This window comes from Hymenobacter sp. DG25B, assembly GCF_000801315.1.
In the GTDB taxonomy this organism is placed as follows: domain Bacteria; phylum Bacteroidota; class Bacteroidia; order Cytophagales; family Hymenobacteraceae; genus Hymenobacter.
Genome location: NZ_CP010054.1, coordinates 2,887,642 through 2,905,354, shown reverse-complemented (window position 1 = coordinate 2,905,354; position 17,713 = coordinate 2,887,642). Strand labels below are relative to the sequence as shown.

The 17,713-nt window shown below is 58.0% G+C and carries 14 protein-coding genes and 1 pseudogene; 1 reads left to right on the top strand and 14 read right to left on the bottom strand.

The genetic code is table 11. The annotated features are described in order from the left end of the window. Positions 1 to 12: 12 nt before the first annotated feature. The 8 genes and pseudogenes from PK28_RS12540 to bioB all read right to left on the bottom strand — a co-directional run bounded on the left by PK28_RS12540 (position 13) and on the right by bioB (position 8,691). Positions 13 to 1,377, bottom strand: a complete 1,365-nt coding sequence (locus PK28_RS12540; RefSeq protein ID WP_044514316.1) for a M28 family peptidase — start codon at positions 1,375 to 1,377, stop codon at positions 13 to 15. A gap of 135 nt (positions 1,378 to 1,512) precedes the next feature. Next, positions 1,513 to 2,685 carry a beta-ketoacyl synthase N-terminal-like domain-containing protein gene (locus tag PK28_RS12535; protein WP_044514314.1) on the bottom strand — a complete coding sequence of 391 codons (1,173 nt, stop codon included), beginning with the start codon at positions 2,683 to 2,685 and terminating at the stop codon, positions 1,513 to 1,515. Continuing rightward, positions 2,678 to 4,000 (bottom strand): adenosylmethionine--8-amino-7-oxononanoate transaminase, encoded by a 1,323-nt coding sequence (gene bioA / locus PK28_RS12530; RefSeq protein WP_044517026.1) that lies wholly within the window; start codon positions 3,998 to 4,000, stop codon positions 2,678 to 2,680. The genes PK28_RS12535 and bioA overlap by 8 nt, the downstream gene beginning before the upstream one ends. 200 nt (positions 4,001 to 4,200) lie before the next feature. Next, a complete protein-coding gene (gene bioD, locus PK28_RS12525; RefSeq protein ID WP_044517024.1) occupies positions 4,201 to 4,821 on the bottom strand; it encodes a dethiobiotin synthase in 621 nt (206 codons plus the stop codon). A gap of 162 nt (positions 4,822 to 4,983) precedes the next feature. Beyond that, positions 4,984 to 6,120 (bottom strand): aminotransferase class I/II-fold pyridoxal phosphate-dependent enzyme, encoded by a 1,137-nt coding sequence (locus PK28_RS12520; protein ID WP_044514312.1) that lies wholly within the window; start codon positions 6,118 to 6,120, stop codon positions 4,984 to 4,986. Positions 6,121 to 6,255: 135 nt separating this feature from the next. Further along, entirely contained in the window at positions 6,256 to 7,137 is an 882-nt protein-coding gene (locus tag PK28_RS12515) for an alpha/beta hydrolase (protein ID WP_044514310.1), read from the bottom strand. Between the two features lie 25 nt (positions 7,138 to 7,162). Next, on the bottom strand, positions 7,163 to 7,462 hold the full coding sequence (locus tag PK28_RS12510; RefSeq protein ID WP_044514309.1) for a hypothetical protein: 300 nt from the start codon (positions 7,460 to 7,462) through the stop codon (positions 7,163 to 7,165). Positions 7,463 to 7,687: 225 nt separating this feature from the next. Continuing rightward, positions 7,688 to 8,691, bottom strand: a pseudogene (gene bioB, locus PK28_RS12505) (biotin synthase BioB). 413 nt (positions 8,692 to 9,104) lie between these two features. Here bioB and PK28_RS12500 point away from each other — a divergent pair. Next, on the top strand, positions 9,105 to 11,837 hold the full coding sequence (locus PK28_RS12500; protein WP_044514307.1) for a TonB-dependent receptor: 2,733 nt from the start codon (positions 9,105 to 9,107) through the stop codon (positions 11,835 to 11,837). A 100-nt stretch (positions 11,838 to 11,937) separates the two neighbouring features. Here PK28_RS12500 and PK28_RS12495 read toward each other — a convergent pair whose 3' ends face one another. The 6 genes from PK28_RS12495 to PK28_RS12465 all read right to left on the bottom strand — a co-directional run bounded on the left by PK28_RS12495 (position 11,938) and on the right by PK28_RS12465 (position 17,713). Next, entirely contained in the window at positions 11,938 to 12,456 is a 519-nt protein-coding gene (locus PK28_RS12495; protein ID WP_044514305.1) for a GNAT family N-acetyltransferase, read from the bottom strand. A 100-nt stretch (positions 12,457 to 12,556) separates the two neighbouring features. Then, positions 12,557 to 13,678, bottom strand: coding sequence for a 23S rRNA pseudouridine(2604) synthase RluF (gene rluF / locus PK28_RS12490; protein ID WP_044514304.1), 1,122 nt, complete (start codon positions 13,676 to 13,678; stop codon positions 12,557 to 12,559). 117 nt (positions 13,679 to 13,795) lie between these two features. Then, entirely contained in the window at positions 13,796 to 14,143 is a 348-nt protein-coding gene (locus PK28_RS12485; RefSeq protein ID WP_044514302.1) for a hypothetical protein, read from the bottom strand. Positions 14,144 to 14,228: 85 nt separating this feature from the next. Next, positions 14,229 to 15,011, bottom strand: coding sequence for a hypothetical protein (locus PK28_RS12480; protein WP_044514300.1), 783 nt, complete (start codon positions 15,009 to 15,011; stop codon positions 14,229 to 14,231). Between the two features lie 71 nt (positions 15,012 to 15,082). Continuing rightward, on the bottom strand, positions 15,083 to 16,141 hold the full coding sequence (locus PK28_RS12475; RefSeq protein WP_044514298.1) for a proline iminopeptidase-family hydrolase: 1,059 nt from the start codon (positions 16,139 to 16,141) through the stop codon (positions 15,083 to 15,085). A 498-nt stretch (positions 16,142 to 16,639) separates the two neighbouring features. Then, the gene (locus tag PK28_RS12465; protein WP_048825973.1) at positions 16,640 to 17,713 is read right to left on the bottom strand and encodes a serine hydrolase domain-containing protein; all 1,074 of its coding nucleotides are present in this window, start codon (positions 17,711 to 17,713) and stop codon (positions 16,640 to 16,642) included.

Below are 17,713 nucleotides of genomic sequence, written 5' to 3'. Positions count from 1 at the left end.
CAGACCAATGACTTACCGCACGGGGTTAGGCAACACTGGCAGGCTTTCGTGGCCTTCGGCATCCACGGATACCACCCCGAAGATGAAGTTATCCTTGCTGTAGGGTAGGTCGGCTTTGGTGTCAGTTACAAAAAAATTCTTTTGCCACTGCGGCGCGCTGGTTTCGCGCATCAGCACATAGTAGCCGGCCGGCCGCTCGCCCAGCTTGGGAGCGTCCCATTTCAGCTGGGTGCGGTTGGTGAGGTCGGCGGTGAGCACGCCCACGTTTTCCGGGGCGGCCGGGGCCAGCGCCAGAGAGGCCATGGTAGACAGATTCACGCCGGTGTTCTTGCGCAGGTACTCGTAATCCACACCTTCGGGCGTGTCGCCGTACGCGCGGCCGTTTTCGGTGCGCAGGTCCTGGTGCTGGTGCGTGAAGTCCTCATTCATCTCCGTGAAGCGCACCGCCGTGAAACCTAGCTGGTTGAACGGGGTATGGTCGCCGCCGCGCAGGAACCGGTCGGGCCGGTATTCCAGCACCACCTCGTGCTCGGGCAGGTATTGCTTGGCTACGGTTTGCGCGTAGCGGGCCAGCCCGCGGGAGGGGGAGTCGTTTTCATTGCTGAGGGTGCGGCGCAGCTTAGCCTGCTCGGGGGTTTCGTTGGCCGGCACGCCCTCACTGAACACGCGCAGGTGCGTGGCGTCTTTAATTTCGGGGTCGTGGCCGGTGGAATTGCCCACAATATCATTGTTAAGCATGGCAATAAGGTTCCAGCCTTCCTTTTTAGCCCGCTGAGCTAAGTGGGTAGAACCATAAAGCCCCTGCTCTTCGCCCTGCACGGCCACAAATACCAAGGTAAAAGGGTATTTCTCCTTCGACATAACCCGGGCCAGCTCCATCACGGCTACCGTGCCGGAGCCGTCGTCGTTGGCGCCCGGCGCATCGGCCGTAGCGTTCATCACATCCGATACCCGGGAGTCTATATGCCCACTCACAATTATTACGCGCGTGTCGGTGGGGTCAGTGCCGGGCAGCGTGGCCATAACGTTAGCCATCAGCACGGGCTGGTTTATGCGCCGACCATCTGGCTTGATGGTGAAGGTGTCCTGCGTTACCTGCAGGCGGCCGCCGCTGGCCTTGCTGTATTTCTTAAACTCCTCTTCCACCCAACGCCGTGAGGCGCCAATGCCGCGCTTTTTGCTTTTGGTATCAGAAAGGGTGTGCCGGGTACCGAAGGATACGAGCTTACGGATGTCGGCTTCCAGATTTTTGGCTGAAACCTCGCCCACCATTTTCAGGATGAGCGGATCAGGGGTGGTAGGGGGAGTGGCGGTTTGCGCGGCCAGCGTGAGCGGCAGAAAAACAGAAACCGGCAGCAGGAGGTGGAATAGCTTCATACAGCAAGTTAGAACCGGAATTCATTTCTTGCTATACAAATTTTAGCGCGTGTATCCGGCCGGCCAAAACCACAAGAATAAGAAGGGGAGTAGCGGCAGCAAACCTGGTACACTCGGCCCGCAGATAGCAGCTTGCTATTCGGCTACCGAAACCAGGGCGCAGGCCGCGTTGCCCCCAAACCCGGCAGCATTTACCAGCACGCGCCGCAGGCGGGCCGGGGCCGGGCGCTCATTCAGCCAACTGGAAAATGGCAGCGGGTTCGGCGCAAATCGGCCCTCCAGCATCTGCAGAGCAAAATCCAGACTGAGGGCGCCGGAAGCGCCCAGCGTGTGGCCTACCAACCATTTGTTGGAGGTGCAGGCCGGCAGATTTTCACCAAATACTTCCTGCAGGGCGCAGCGCTCGGCCGCATCACCGGCGGTAGTGCCCGGACTGTGCAATACCACAAAATCTACCTCGGTGGTAGTGCGCCCCGCCAGCGCCAGCGCTTGCCGCATAGCGTGCTGAAAATGCTGCCCGTTGGGCGTGAGGCCAGTTTTGGTGCCGGTGGCTTCAAAGCCAAACCCCACGCTTTCCAGCAGCAGGCTGCCCGACTGCACGGCCGCGGCGGGCACGGCTTCCAGCGCAAACACGGCAGCGCCTTCCCCCAGCACAAAAGTAGAGGGGCCGCCCGCGCCCGGCCGGCATGGAAACGCATCCGCCGACAGGCCGGAGTAAATACCCAAAGCCTGCATTTGAGCCAGTGTGAAGGGGGTAAGTGGGGCCTCGGTGCCGCCTGCTACAAAGCGGGGAACCAGACCGGCCCGCAGCCATGCCATAGCATTGCCCAAAGCCTGCAGGGCCGTGCTGCACGTGCTGCTGTGGCTGATGGCGCCCCCGGTAGCACCCAGGCTGTCGGCTACCCAGCTGGCCACGTTGCCCAGCGTGGTGAGCGGGGAAGTGGGGGTAGGGGGCAGGCCGGTGCGCAAAAACTCGGAGTGGAAGGCCTCCAGCCGCTCCGTAGCTCCGCGGGAAGAACCCAGGCTGACGGCAGTGGAAAGTCGGTTTTCCTCTGACCAACCAGCCTGCTGCACGGCTTGCCGGGCGGCGTGTAGGGCCAGCAGCACGCTGCGGTCCAGGGCACGGTAGGCGGGGCGGCTGCGGCGCAGTTCCTGCAGGGCCGCTTCGGCGGCCTCCGGCAGGGCCGCCACGGGCAGGCCTGTAGCGGAGTCCAGCCGAAAAGCCGGGCCCGGAAACGCTGCTAATGCCTCCGTACCCAGCGCCGAAATACGGCCTCGCCCCCGAATAACAATGCGGAAATCAGTCATGCAGATACTCGGGCAAATTAGCGGCTGGAATATGGTTTAATACCAGCTCCCGCATGCGGCGCAGCACCGCGTACAGCAGTTCCAGCTCCTCATGGGTGGTGCAATACGGCGGCAGCAGATACACCACATTGCCCAGCGGCCGCAGTACCACGTGGCTGTCGATAGCCAGTTGATAGAACGTGTCGCGGAGGCGGCTGAAGTAGCTGGTGCCTTCGCCGGGGTCGTACTCTACGGCCAGAATGGTGCCTTGCTGGCGCACCTGCCGGATGCCGGGCAGCCCATCCATTTCCTGGCGGAAAGCGGCGTGCGCGGCGGCTATGCGCTGGCGCTGGGCAGTGCATCCTTCGGTGCGCGTCAGCTCCAGGCTGGCCAGGGCAGCGGCGCAGGCTACAGGGTTGGCGGTGTAGGAGTGGCCGTGAAAAAGGGCCTTCATCTTATCGTCGCTCAGGAAAGCGGTGTAGATGGGCGCGGCGCAGGTAGTGAGGCCCATGGCCAGGGTGCCACCCGTCAGGCCTTTGGAAAAACACATCATGTCGGGCTGTTCCGTGAGCAGCTCACTGGCGAACAGCGGACCGGTCCGGCCAAAGCCCGTCATCACCTCATCGGCAATGCACAGCACCCCGCGCTGGTGGCAGCGCCGCAGCATCTCGCTCAGTATTTCCGGCGCGTACATCACCATGCCGGCAGTACCCAGCACCAGGGGCTCAAAGATGAAGCCGGCTGCCTCCGGGCGGGCGAGGGCAGCATCTAATTGAGCCAGAACTTCCGCCTCGCGGCCGGGTACAGGCACATCAATAAACTCTACGTCAAACAGCAGCGGCCAAAAGGGCTGCGTGAAGGCCCCGCGGCTGCTCACGGCCATAGCCCCGAAGGTGTCGCCGTGGTAGGAGTCGCGGAAACAGAGGAAAGTGCGGCGCTCTGGCTGGCCTTGGTTGTGGAAGTATTGCAGCACCATTTTTAGGGCTACTTCCACGGCCGTAGAGCCGTTATCGGAGTAGAAAACCCGGGCCTGGTTTTGAGGCAGGATTTCTAGCAGCTGCTCGGCCAGCTCTACGGCGGTGGGGTGTGTGAAGCCCGCAAAAAGTACGTGCTCCAGTGTGCTGAGCTGCTCGCTCACGCGCCGGGCTATGTGCGGATGCGCGTGCCCGTGCAGGTTCACCCACCAGGAGGAAATACCATCCAGGTAACGGGTGCCGTCCTCGGCAATCAGCCAGGAGCCTTCGCCGCGCACAATGGGAATGGGAAGTGGCGCGGTTTGCATTTGGGTGTAGGGGTGCCACAATACGGCGTGGTCCCGCTCGGCGAGTGTTGGCATGGGTGGTAAACAGAAGAGGCGGGCAAAGGTAAGGCAGTAGCTCCGCATCAGCCAGTAGCGCGACAAGTAGCGCGAAGCTCCGGCTTCGCGCATGAGCGCAGCGAGTTCCTACGCGTAGGCCATACGTCAGCATACGCTTGCTATTCGCTGTGCTCATGCACGAAGCCGGAGCTTCGCGCTACTTGTCGTGACTTACCGCGCTATCGGGTAAACCATGCCCGAAACGCTGCCGCGTACTGGCTTACAACTTCCGGTGTTACCTCCGCCTCGGGCAGGATGCGCGGCATAATGGGGACGCCGGAATGCTGCGTTATAAAGTCCTCGGTGGCGGAGTTTGGCTCACCATTGAATACCAGCCCGCGCACCCGAATGCCGCGCAGCTGCAGGGCTTCCAGCGTGAGCAGGGTGTGGTTGATGCTGCCCAGATAATTCCGGGAAACTACCACGGCTTCCAGCCCAAACTGCTGCAGCAAATCGGCTATTAAAAAACCCGGCGCCAGCGGCACCAGCAAGCCGCCGGCACCTTCCACTACCAAATGGTTTGAAGTATCGGGTAGCTGAAAATCAGCGGGGTACAGTTGGATGCCTTCGGCCGCCGCCGCTGCGTGAGGCGAAACCGGCATTTGCAGCCGAAACCGCTCGGGCCAAAACCTGCTAACCGGGTTCTGCACTAGGTGGCGCACCGTGCCGGTATCTGTAGCCGGCTCCAGACCGGCCTGTACCGGTTTCCAATAATCAGCCTGCAAAGCTTCGGTTATGATGGCCGAAGCCAGGGATTTGCCGACATCGGTACCGATGCCAGTGATGAAAAGACGTTCCAAGGGGTGAAATAATGCTTTCGATTTATCAATGTATGTCATCCTGAGGCGGTAGCCGAAGGACCTTCGCACGCTAGCACCAATCGGAACCCCGACTTTCGTTCAGCTGGCAGAAGGTCCTTCGGCTACCGCCTCAGGATGACACGGATTTCATTTTCGTTGACTTCAATTTTCATTCAATGCTCGGGCTAACGAATCAATTTCCGCCGCGGTGTTGAAGGAATGGGTAATCAGTCGCAGCCGCTCAGTGCCGGCCGGCACCGTGGGGGCTACAATAGCGCGCACATCAAACCCCGCCTGTTGCGCTTTTTCAGCCAATTCGCGCACGGCAGCCGGGCCTGGGTTTCCGGTGAAAAAAACCGGGTGAATAACGTGGCTGTTCAGCGGCACCTGTAGTCCCGGCACCGCATTAAGCGTGGACTTTAAGTAGTCAGAAAGGGCAAATAGGTGCTGGCGCTCGGCCGCCAGATCTGGCAGCAGCACATACACCGCAGTGAGAGCGGCAATAGTCAGCGGCGGCAGGGCCGTGGTGTAAATAAACGGCCGACTGAAGTTCAGTAGATAGTCGCGCAGCACGGCGGGGCCGGCAATGGCGGCGCCCTGGCTGCCCAGGGCTTTGCCAAAGGTGAGGATGCGGGCAAATACCTGGTTTTCCAGCCCCAGCTCTACCACCAAACCTTCGCCCGCCGGCCCATACAGCCCATTGGAATGCGCCTCATCTACTACCAGATACAGGCCGTGCTGCTGACAGAATGCGGCCAGCTCCGGCAGCGGGGCCATGTCGCCATCCATGGAATACAAGGATTCTACGGCCACAAACACCGCACCCGTGGCCCGCTGTAGCTTGCGCTCCAGATCAGCCAGATCATTATGCCGGAAGCTGTAGGCCGTGGCAAAGCTGGCCCGGATGCCTTCCTTCACGGAGGCGTGGCTGGCTTCGTCGTACAGAATGGTGTCGCCGCGGCGCGGTACGGCGCTAAAAAAGCCCAGATTAGCGGTGTAGCCCGAGTTGAACAGCAGCGCGGCCTCGGCGTGGTGAAACTGCGCCAGGTGGGTTTCCAGGGTTTCGGCCGCGGCCGAATTGCCGGTGAGCAGGCGCGCGCCGGTACTGCCGGCGGCCTCGTGCAGCGCCTGGTGTAAAGCCGCCAGCACCGCCGGGCGCCTACTCAGGCCCAGATAATCGTTGGAGCTGAAATCAACCAGGCCAGGGGCACTAAGCTTAAGCTGACGGAGGGTGCCAGCGGCGGTGCGCTGGGCCAGCTGGGCGGCTAACCGCTGATGAAGCAGGGAGGAAGCTGGCATTAAATGGAGGCAGCAGAAATCAGCAATACAGGAATCAGTAATAAACAAACGCAACCAGAAATCGGGTAATAAAAAAGGACTGGTTAGCCCGGTCCTTTTTTGTGATGATGCTTTAGGCTTCTGTTGCCGAACCGGTTAAGGCTGGGTAAGGGCATTGGCCTGCAGCACACGGTGCAGAAACAGCACATGGTAGGGCAGCGAGTTCTGCCAGTACTCCCAGGTGTGGGCGCCCGGGCGCTCGGTGTAGTCGTGCGGGGTGCCGTTGTACACCAGGCGCTGGTGCAACTCGCGGTTGGGCGTAATCAGAAAATCATCCACGCCGCAGTCAATAATCAGGGGCAAGCCGTTGGCTTTCAATTTATCGGCCAGGGACAGCACCATGTAGCTATTTAGGTAAGTATCCGGAGTAGCCGGAACCGGGCCCAGAATGGGTTCAAACATAGCAGCCGTGCGCTTGGCATCTTCCGGATTTAGCTTCCATTTGGCCGTATTGATGTCCACGGCGCCGCTCATGCTGCCGGCGGCGCAGAACAAATCGGGGTGGCGGGCCGAGAGGTAGAGCGCGCCGTGGCCGCCCATGGAGAGGCCCGTAATTACGCGGCCTTTCCGGTCGTGCACGGTACGGTACGTTTGGTCAATTTTCGGAATTACCTCCTTTGTGATGTACGTCTCAAACTGACTTTCCTTATTTACCGGGCTATCAATATACCACCCAAACGTTTCGCCCTCCGGCATCACAATGATGATATTATACTGGTCGGCCAGGCGGTGCACCAACTGCTTGTCGGGCGTTTTGGCCAGCCAGTCGGAAAAGTGACCGTAAGCGCCGTGCAGCAGGTACAGCACCGGAAAAGTGGCTTTTTTCTGCTTGGCGTAGGCGGCCGGCAGCACCACGTTGGCCCTGTACGCTTTGTGCATCACCACGCTGGGAATAGCCAGCGTATCCACTTTGGCCCCGAACGAAGTGCCCGCGCAGGCAAGCAAGAGCGCAAGGAAAAGTAGGCGAAGGTTTTTCATCGACATTAGATGCTGTGGGAGTTAATCATATTTTATAATACTTATATTTTATTTTCCTGCTCTTTAAGTTTAGTATTAATAAAAGTCTTAGATGATCTTTTTTGCTAATATTATTGAGGTTATAAAAACTTACGTCATCATTCTTCAACTGAAAAATTAAATCAAATTTGACTTCATTATCAATAACTTTTATCCACCATATTTTTTGTAAGATTTCTTGATTGTTTTTATCACCTATTATTTTAGAAACGGCGTCTTTTTCATCTTCTTCACTTATTAGTCTTATTGATAACTGATGAAATCTGACATCGTCTAGCTTTAGCACGATGTTAATGCATTCTTCCTTGGGATTGAAACTTGGAGTGAAACTAGTCGTTAATAATATTATTATTGCCGAAATAAATTTTCATTTTAATGGTGTTTTAAGACGACAACGCTGAGTCCTGCTGAGCTGGCCGAAGCATCCCTACTACTTTGCATATCATTTGATAAGCGAGAAGTAGCGATGCTTCGGCCAGCTCAGCAGGACTGCCTGCATCAGAAGGAATAACTACGCTTCTACCGAAGCTTCTTTGCCCAGCACCATGGCGCCTTCCGGCACGTCTTTAAACGACTTGCGCGGCTTCAGGCCCAACAGCGCGAACATCTGCTTGTCGGCGTCGAAATCGGGGTTGGGGGTAGTCAGGAGCTTCTCGCCTGAGAAGATGGAGTTAGCGCCGGCCAGGAAGCAGAGGGCCTGCTCGGTTACGGGCATTTCCTGGCGGCCGGCGGAGAGGCGCACCATGGTGTTGGGCATGAGAATGCGGGCCGTGGCAATCATGCGCAGCATTTCCCACACGCTCACGCGGGGCTGGTCGGCCAGGGGCGTACCTTCTACCGGTACCAGCGCATTTACGGGTACCGACTCGGGATGGGCAGGTAGCGTGGACAGCGTGTGCAGCATGGCAATCCGGTCCTCATCGGTTTCGCCCAGGCCAATAATACCACCGAGCACACCGAAATACCGGCTTTGCGCACGTGCTCCAGCGTGTTCAAACGGTCGTCGTAGGTGCGGGTGGTGATGATGTCGTCGTAATGCTCGCGGCTGGTGTCCAGGTTGTGGTTGTAGGCATACAGGCCGGCCTGCTTCAGGCGCTCGGCCTGGTACTCGTTCAGCATGCCCAGGGTGCAGCACACTTCCAGGCCCAGGCCGTTTACCTGCTCTACCATGCCCAATACCCGGTCAAAGTCCCGGTTGTCCCGGATTTCGCGCCAGGCGGCGCCCATGCAGAAGCGGGTGCTGCCACTGTCTTTGGCGCGCTGGGCCGAGGCCAGCACTTCGGCATCGGGGAGGAGCTTGTGGGCCTGCACGCCGGTGTGGTAGCGGGCCGCCTGGGGGCAGTAGGCGCAGTCCTCGGGGCAGCCGCCGGTTTTCACGCTCAGCAGCGTGCATACCTGCACTTCGCCGGTGGCCTGGGTCTGGGCATGAATGGCGGCGGCCTGGGTTACCAGCTCCAGCACGGGCTGGTTATAAATAGCTTTTACTTCGTCGAGGGTCCAGTCGGTACGGAGCATACGGGCGGTCTGAAGGGCAGTGAGTAGGGTGGAAAAGGAACTGCTGGCCGCAATTTTCGGAAAATCACCGCGGCAGCGGGCGGCAAGATACATGAGAAGCGGATTATCTCCGGCCCCACCGGCCGTTTCCAGCAGAGAAAACCACAGAGCGGCGGAAGCGGGAATAGTAGCTTTAAATTGAAAAATTATTATAAATGGAAGTTGCTACTAACGGGTGTCGCGGCAGGGCGAGGCGGGTTGAACGGGCGGTTTCCCTGGTTTAACTTATAGCAGGGGCTTTTCGACGAATTCAAATTGTTATGCATGTAGCCGTACCTAGCTTTGGGGTGTACTGATCTATAATACCACACCGCCCCATGCAACAAGGTTACTCTGCCTTGCTTGTAGCAGCCCTGCTACAAGCCTCACCTCTTATGGCCGCTCCTGCGCGCAGCGGCAAAGCCCACCTGCGGGCCACTAAGGCCAAAACCAGCGCTACCGCTGCTCCCGACCCTACCGAACGCACCCTGGGCGGCACGGTGCTCACCAGCACCGGCGAGCCCCTGCCCGGCGCCACCGTCTTCATCAAAGGCACCTACATTGGTACCAGCACCAACCAAATGGGCAAGTTCAGCCTGAACGCTTCCTTTGAGGCGGGTCCGGTAGAGCTGGTGGTTGCCTATGTGGGCTACGAGTCCCAGGTAATTCAGCTCCCGCAGGCCGATAACCTGCTGAGCATTACCCTGGCACCCAGCGTCAACCTGCTGAACGAAACCGTAGTGTCGGCCTCGCGGGTAGAAGAAAACATTCTGCGTGCTCCGGTTACCATTGATAAGGTTTCGGGCCGGCAGATTGAGCGCATCAGCACGCCGGAAGTGCTGGCGGGCCTGGGCCAGCTGGCCGGGGTGGATGTAAACTCGGCTTCTATGCTGTTCACCAGCATTAGCACGCGCGGCTTTAACACGGCCAAATCGGAACGCGTGATTCAGCTGGTTGATTACATGGATACGGCCCTGCCTTCCCTCAACCTGAGCCCCGGTAACCTGGTGGGTATCCCGGAGCTGGACATGGAGAGCATCGAAATTATTCACGGCCCGGCCTCGGCCCTGTACGGCGCCAATGCTTTGAGTGGCGTTATCCTCTTCAACTCCAAGGACCCATTTGTATATGATGGTCTGAGCGTGCGCCTGCGCGGCGGCGAGCGGAGCCTGCTGGACGGGCAGCTGCGCTACGCCAAAAAGCTGGGCGAGAAGTTCGCCATCAAGCTCAACGCCAGCGGCTTTCAGGCCAACGACTGGATTGCCAATAACTTTGCCGCCGCTGGCTCCTCGGTAAACCCCGTTGGTTCCACGCTCGGCTACGATGCCGTGAACCGCTACGGGGAAATCAGCAATGTGTACACGCCCTACCAGGACAACCCCGCCTACGGCTACAAAGTAAACCCCGAGCTGTACGGCAAAACCGTGTACATGCCCGGCTTTACGGAGCAGGAGCTGATCGGCAACGACCAGAAAACCCGCTCTTACCGTCTGCAGGGCGCTGTTTCTTATCTGATTAAGGATGATTTAAAGCTGACCCTGGAAGCCAAGCGTGGCGTGGGCACCTCCACCTATCAGAACCTGAGCCGCTTCCGCATCAAAGGCCTGGGTACCAACCAGTACCGCGCCGAGCTGAAAAACTCCAAGGGCTTTATCCGGGCTTACTCCACCGAGGACTTCACCGGCAACAGCTACGAGCTAACCCAGCTCAGCGCCCAGATTATGAACTCGCCCACCACCGAGGGCGGCTCCGTGAAGTACTACCAGCAGTACTTCTTTGTCTACAACCAGGCCTACAACCAGGCTCGCGCAGCTAACCTGAGCGTGGAGCAGGCCCAGGCGGCGGCTCAGGCTGCCGCCGATGCCACCCAAGTGAAAAGCACCGATGCCCGCTTCACCACCCTGCGCGATAAAATCTCGACGGATGACCAGCCCGGCCGCGGCGCGCAGCAGAATTTCAACTCCTTCCTCAACGACCTCAGCGCCCAGCGCAGCTTCAACCTTTCTGATAAGGGTACCGACCTGATTGTGGGCGGTGCCTACCGCGAGTATCGCCTGGGCTCGGGCGGCAAGCTGTTTGCTGATACCGACGGCAAGCGCATTGCCAACCGGGAATACGGGGCCTACGGTCAGCTGACGCAAAACCTGCTGGACGAGCGCCTGAAGCTGGCGTTTGCCGGCCGCGTGGACTTCTTCAAGAACTTCGATGCCTCGTTCTCGCCCCGCGCCTCGGCCGTGTATTCCCTCGGCGAAACCAAGCAGCATAACTTCCGCACCAGCTACGGGCAGGCGTTTCGCAGCCCCTCGCAAACCGACCAGTACCTGCGTTCCGATGTAGGCACGTTTATTCTGCTGGGCAATGTAGGCAACGGTTTCCAGGGCTACAGCTTCACAAACGCCGCCGGCCAGCCTTACACGCCGGGCACGTCGCTGGAGGGCTACGAGCTTTCATTGGATAAGCTACGCCTGGAGCGCGTAAACACGTTTGAAGTTGGCTATAAAGGTGCCATTCTGCCCAACGTGTACGTAGATGCCAGCTACTTCCGCAGCCGCTACAACGACTTCATTGGTGGCGTAGCCTTCGTGGGCAATGTGGATGGCACGCGCCCCACGCCGCAGCAGGTAAACGCCGGCCTGGTTTCCGGCTTCACCGATGCCAGTGCCTCGCCGGCCCGCATTATTTTTGCTTCCTACAACAGCGCGCAGGAAGTACGCACCCAGGGCGCCACGTTCAGCCTCACGTACTACCTCACCAAAGCCCTGAACCTGGGCGGCAACTACTCCCTGAACGTACTGGATAGGAGCAATCTGCCCACGGGTTTCCGCACGTTCTTCAACACGCCCCGGCACAAGTTTAACCTGAACGTGGGTGGCACCGTGCTGCACAATCTCACATATTCCGTGAATTACCGTTGGGTAGAGGGCCACACGCAGGAAATGCCCTTCGCCACCGGCCGGGTACATACCTACCGCACCACCGATGCCTACCTGGGTTACACCGTGCCTAAGCTGGCTGCCACCTTCCAGGCTGGCGTTTCCAACATGTTCAACACGAATAACATCCAAATCATTGGCGGTCCGCAAATCGGCCGGCTGGCGTACCTGGGCGTGCTCGTGAACGTGAAGTAACCGGAGCAACGCTTCCCTAAAGGCTACAAACCATGCCTGTTAAGTAAAAAGGCCCGTGTCTCAGTTGACACGGGCCTTTTTCTGTTAATGCATTTTGCGGTTACCGCTCCTGCTGGTACCAGTGGTGCGGAATACCGTCTAAATCAAAAGTTTCTACAAAACGCAGCCCTGCTTTCTGCAAAACCTGGTTAGAGGCCAGATTTTGGACATCAGCAATGCCGCATATCATAGGTAGCTGCATTGTATCGAAGCCATACTGCACGGAGGCGCGGGCTGTTTCGGTGGCATAGCCCCGGCCCCAGTAGCGGCGCAGAAAACGGTAGCCCAGGTCGTAGTAATTGGTGCGGCCATTGGTAGGGCCTGCCACCAGTTTCAGGCCTGACCAGCCCACAAAGGCACCGGTTTCTTTTTCTACCACCGCCCAGCGCCCAATTCCATTATCCACGTACTGCTGCCGTACAAAGGCAATCAGCTCCCGGCTCTGCGCCATGGTGTGCACCGGCTTATTGCCCAGGTAGCGGTGCACCTCGGGGTCAGAATCCATTTCGAACATGCCCGGCGTATCGGTCGGCAGCAGTTCGCGCATCAGCAGGCGGTCCGTTTCGACGAAGATTTGCATAGCAATTTACTAAATAAGACCTCTCTACGTCGCCCGGCACAGTCTGATGTTGAGTTACTTTTCTCTTGCCATGGGAGCTGATAACATGCGCTGCCGGCTGCTACTTGCGGCCTGCGCCCCGGGTACCCCGGCTGCTGGTTTTGCCTTTGGGCGCCGAAGCAGGGCCCCGGCTGGCTCCCGTACTCCGGCCGGCCCCGGTACCACGGGTACCCGCCGGACGACCCGGTTTGCCGGGAGTGGCACTGCCCGGGCGCGGGCCCACCGGCCCGGTAGGCCGGCCAGAGCCAGCCGCGCGGCCGGCCGTAGCCAGACCCTTAGGGGAGGAAGCCTTGCGCCCAGGCGTGGGTTTTTCTACCCAGGCCCCGGCATCGGGCTTGCTGCGGACGGCGCGCGGCGCTTCGCCTTCCGGCGCGTGGGTGCGGGGCTTGGCGGTTTTGCGGCTGGGGCGGTCGGCCCACTGCTCGGCGGTGGAGGTAGATTTCCGGCGACGCGGCAGGGCGCCGTCGTCGGTGCCGCGGGAGTCCTCCAGCATCTCAAACAGCACTTTCAGCTCCTTTTCCTTTAGCTCGCGCCACTCGCCCAGGCCCAGGCCTTTGATGTTGATGTTCATCACCCGGATGCGCTCCAGCTGCACCACTTCGTAGCCGAAATGCTCACACATGCGCCGGATCTGGCGGTTCATGCCCTGAATAAGCGTGATGCGGAAGATGTAATTGGTTTCCTTTTTTACCTCGCATTTCTGCGTCATTACCCCCATAATGGGCACGCCCTGGGCCATGCTCTCAATAAAGAGGTCGGTAATGGGCTTGTCCACCATCACAATGTATTCCTTCTCGTGCCGGTTGCCGGCGCGCAGGATCTTGTTCACGATGTCGCCGTTGCTGGTCAGCAGAATCAGGCCCTGCGACTCCTTATCCAGGCGGCCGATGGGGAAGATGCGCACCGAGTGCTTAATGGCCCGAATGATGTTGTCCTTCACGCCGGTATCGGTGGTGGTGGTGATGCCGGGCGGCTTGTTGTAGGCAATGTACACGGCATCTTCCTCGGCGCGGGGCTCAATGAGGTTGCCGTTCACCACCACCCGGTCCTTGCCGGATACCTGGTCGCCGATGTTGGCGCGCTTGCCGTTCACGAACACGTTGCCCTGCTCAATGTGGCGGTCGGCTTCGCGGCGCGAGCAAATGCCGCTTTCGCTGATGTATTTATTGAGACGAGTGGCCATAGAGCAAGGAAATCGAGAAGCAGGAGAAATGAACTTGGAACGGCCAGCAAACAACGTGGCCCGCCGGAGCCTAAGCCACGCAGCGAGCCACAAAGATACGGGGTTAGGAAGGTAGCGCTACAATGCCTGCAAATACGCGGCAATGGCTCGGGTTAAATCCTCGGGCAGTTCTGCCGGGTTCTGCACGCGTAATTCCTGTCGCTGACCAGTTTCCTGGTCAGTATAGGTGCCGGTTTCGGTGGTAAATTGAAGCTGACCCTGCTGAAAAGTGCGCTCCTGCAAAGTGGGCTGTGAGTTCATGGAAACAAAAGCCTGCTTTTGTAGCTGCTGGGTTTTCTTATCGAAGCGCAGCCAATGATACACCTGGTCGGGGTTCTGCTCACCAGGTAAGTCGGTGCGCTTTATCTCGACGAGGCTGATGGAGTCGTTTTCGAGGAAGAAAAGTGGACGGTAGGTAATGGGCATAAAGAGTATAAGAGTAGAAGGAAAGAAGCTCGCGGTACCAGTGAGAAACATCTAATTCAGTCCGGCTCAGAGGCATTCAGGCGAATTAATATGTAAAGGTGCGCTTCTCAATTAGTACCCTCTTGCCATCGAAAATCTGGTATAGGTGCGTCCATGGGCCCTTTGGCGAATAACCGTATTCGAATTTGAGTTCATTCCCCAAAAAACTTTCTGTCCAAAAAATGGCAGGATCTGTTGGTGACGGCATGGGGCTTACTTTAGTCAGGCCGCCGTGCGCATCGTACTGATAAACTAAGCTAGTGATGTTAGGTCCTTTCTCTCCGTTTTCGGTATTGAGGTAGCTGGTTAGTAGCTCGGCTGCGTAGATGGTTTCGGTTAGGGAATCCACCTTGCGACTCCAACCCTTAGCCTTCGTAAACTTGGTTGGGTGGTTGTTAGCGTCAAATTCTAGGTAATGGAAAACATACATAGTATCCGTACCAGAGAGGCCCACTTTGTGGAGTAGGCGCGTTGAATCGGTATTATAAAAATAGGTATAGCTGAAAGTTTGGGTCTGCGGATCTTTACCTGACTTTGTAATTCTTTCCTGTTGCAGTTTATTCCGGCGCGTAAAGAAATACTGCTCGGTGCTTAAGTGCTGCCTACGATAGTAGCTCCGGCCCTCCGTGGCCCGCCCCTGCTCATCAAGCTTATACTCTGCCCAAAAGCCCGCTGGACCTTGGTTGAAAGACTCCACCCGTACGCGCTTAGCTCCGCGGAATTGCTCGTTCTCCACATCAATTTCCTGGCTAAATGCTGTCAGGGACTGGAAGTGAAGCACCCCTGTTAGCAGAAGCAAGGACCTCAGCTTGAAAAATGGTAGTTGCATAGAATAAAATAGAAGGGCATGAGCAGTTGTATTGAAGCCAACAGCCCACGCCCGAAAGTTGCGGCAGCTGCTTACAGCGTCACCTTTTTCTCGCCCTTATCCACCCCTAGAATCCACTTCGTCAGGCCGCTCATGTACGTCTGCTGGTCGTCGTAGAAGCTCATGTGCGAGCCGTTGGGGCAGATGAGGGCGGTGCCGTTCTGTACTTTCTGGGCCACCATGCGCATGTGTTCGGGGTCCATGGTATCGTACTTGCCGCCGATGCTGAGCACGGGTACTGTGAGCTTGGGCAGATCCGGCACGCGGTTCCAGTTCAGGAGCTTGCCCGATACGCCAAACTCGCTGGGACCCTGCATAGTCACGTACAGGGACTGGTTCATTTTGCTGAAGGAGCGGTTTATCGGCTCGGGCCACTGATCCAGGGGAATGCGGCAGATGTGCTCCACGTAGAAGTTAGGCATCAGCAGCTCCATGTAGCGCGGGTTCTGGAAATCCTTGCGGGCTTCAATCTCCCGGATTTCCTTCAGTACTTCCGGCTTCATTTGTTTAGCCAGCACATTATCGGCGTACTTGCCATAGTCCGGAATGCTCATCATCATGTTGCTGATGATGAGTCCTTTCAGGTTTTGCTGGTATTTGAAAGCGTACTCGGCGGCTAGAATACCGCCCCAGCTATGGCCCAGCAGGTAAAAGTTATCCTTGTTCAGGTTGAGGGCCTGGCGTACCTGCTCTACCTCTTCTACGTAGCGGGGCAGGCTCCACATGGCCGTGTCCTTGGGGTTATCGGAGTTGCCGCAGCCCAGCTGGTCGTAGTAAATAAACTCGATGCCGTCTTTGGGCAGGAAGCTTTCCATGCACTCAAAGTACTCGTGCGTGGCTCCGGGCCCGCCGTTCAGCAGCAGCACCTTCATTTTGGGGTTATTGCCGAAGCGCTTGGTCCAGACGTTGAACTTGCCCTTGGGCGTGGTAATGGGAATCATCTGCACGCCACCGTCCTGCACGCCGGTTTCCTCGCTGGTGAAGTAAGTGGCGAGGGTAGCATCAGTGGTGGTTTCCTGCTTTTGCTGCGTGCAGGAAACGCTGGCCAGGGTGAAGCCTATTAAAGTGACGGCAAGTAGATTTTTTTGCATGTTGAGAGAGGGTGAGTACGAGGGGGAAAATATAGTACTTAAAAACGTCCCGTCATGCTGAACAGGAACGAAGCCTCTCCCGGTGTGCGGTTGTGTAAAAAGAACGACCTGTCGAGTAGGTGGCGCATCCAGCCAGGGAACGAGACATCCCGCGTGCTGAGGTTGTTGGAACCATAACATTATGCCACTAGCCCGTCATGTCGAGCGCAGTCGAGACATCTCGCGTGCTGATGTTTTTGGGAAACGAACAATTAAAAAAGACCGTCATGCTGAGCTTGCCGAAGCATCTCTACCTCTGGCTAACTCCTTACATGAAGAGCAAAGCAGTAGAGATGCTTCGGCAAGCTCAGCATGACGGTTACTTTGGCAACCTCAGCACGCGAGATGTCCCAACTGCGCTCGACAGTTACCATTGCAACATCAGCATGCGAGATGCCTCGGCTGTGCTCAGCATGACGGTCTTTCTGTAGTCTACATACCGCACTTTTCCCTGTCAACTTACTTGTCCTCGGCCAACCACTGCAGGGCCTTATAGTCACCGGGGCCGCACAACAGGCGCAGCACGTCATCCGCTATTTTTAGCCCATTAGCGCTGTTGGTCAGAAACAGGAGGGTTTCGTCGCGGTCAGGAAACACCATGAAAAAGCCCTCGAAATCATCGTTGGAGCCCCAGTGCCAGAGGGCGGGGCCGTGGCTGGTGGTGGCCAGCCCCAGGCCGTAGGCCCAGGCAATGTTGGCATCGGTGGGGGTAAGGGGGCGGCCGCAGCGGTTGGCCTCGGAGGCGGGCTGCAGGAGTAGCTGGTGCGTGGCGGGCTGCAGGCCGGTGCCCTGCAGGAGAGCTTGTACAAACCGGTTATAATCGGGGGCCGTGGAAAGCAGGCTGAAGCCCGCGTTGGGCTCCGAAAACCGGCGAATTTCGGTGGGCTTACCCGCCTTATCATGCCCGGTGGCGGCGTTTTTGGCAAAACGCGGCTGCCATACGTAGCTGCTGTGGGTCATTTTCAGAGGAATAAAAACTTCCTCCTGTGCCAGCTGCTCCCACGACTTGCCGGTAATATGTTCCAGCGTTTTCTGCAGCAGCACGAAGCCCTCTCCGGAGTAGTTCCAGCAGCTATCAGGCGCAAACTTCAGGTTTAGGGCCGATGTTTTCCAGCTTTCGGCCAGCGGGTTATCGGCCCAGTTGGGCAGGCCGCTGGTATGCGTGAGCACCATGCGGGCCGTAATTCTGTCGGCGCGGGGCTCGTTGTGCAGGCGCGGATAGGGGTAATAGGAGAGCAGGGGCTTATTCAGATCGAGCTTGCCCTGGTCGTGCAGGCGCAGGGCCACGTAGGCCAGCACCACTTTGCCCAGCGAGGCCGCCTGCATGGTAGAGCGGGCCGTCAGCGGCTGTCGGGTATTTGCCTGGCGGTAGCCGAGCGTGTAGTTGGTTACGTGGTTGTTCTTCGTGTGCACCAGCTGAATGCCGGTTACGTGCTTTTCGCGAAGCAATGCGGCCAGCTCTTTTTGTTGGGCGGAGGCTTGAAGGAAGCCCAGCAGGAACACAAGTAGGATAAGGTAATTTTTAGAAGGCAT

Bases quoted from the DNA above. Each gene is read 5' to 3' on its own strand.
- PK28_RS12540 (WP_044514316.1), bottom strand. From the start codon at position 1,377: ATGAAGCTATTCCACCTCCTGCTGCCGGTTTCTGTTTTTCTGCCGCTC.
- PK28_RS12535 (WP_044514314.1), bottom strand. From the start codon at position 2,685: ATGACTGATTTCCGCATTGTTATTCGGGGGCGAGGCCGTATTTCGGCG.
- bioA (WP_044517026.1), bottom strand. From the start codon at position 4,000: ATGCCAACACTCGCCGAGCGGGACCACGCCGTATTGTGGCACCCCTAC.
- PK28_RS12520 (WP_044514312.1), bottom strand. From the start codon at position 6,120: ATGCCAGCTTCCTCCCTGCTTCATCAGCGGTTAGCCGCCCAGCTGGCC.
- PK28_RS12515 (WP_044514310.1), bottom strand. From the start codon at position 7,137: ATGAAAAACCTTCGCCTACTTTTCCTTGCGCTCTTGCTTGCCTGCGCG.
- PK28_RS12500 (WP_044514307.1), top strand. From the start codon at position 9,105: ATGGCCGCTCCTGCGCGCAGCGGCAAAGCCCACCTGCGGGCCACTAAG.
- PK28_RS12495 (WP_044514305.1), bottom strand. From the start codon at position 12,456: ATGCAAATCTTCGTCGAAACGGACCGCCTGCTGATGCGCGAACTGCTG.
- rluF (WP_044514304.1), bottom strand. From the start codon at position 13,678: ATGGCCACTCGTCTCAATAAATACATCAGCGAAAGCGGCATTTGCTCG.
- PK28_RS12485 (WP_044514302.1), bottom strand. From the start codon at position 14,143: ATGCCCATTACCTACCGTCCACTTTTCTTCCTCGAAAACGACTCCATC.
- PK28_RS12480 (WP_044514300.1), bottom strand. From the start codon at position 15,011: ATGCAACTACCATTTTTCAAGCTGAGGTCCTTGCTTCTGCTAACAGGG.
- PK28_RS12475 (WP_044514298.1), bottom strand. From the start codon at position 16,141: ATGCAAAAAAATCTACTTGCCGTCACTTTAATAGGCTTCACCCTGGCC.
- PK28_RS12465 (WP_048825973.1), bottom strand. From the start codon at position 17,713: ATGCCTTCTAAAAATTACCTTATCCTACTTGTGTTCCTGCTGGGCTTC.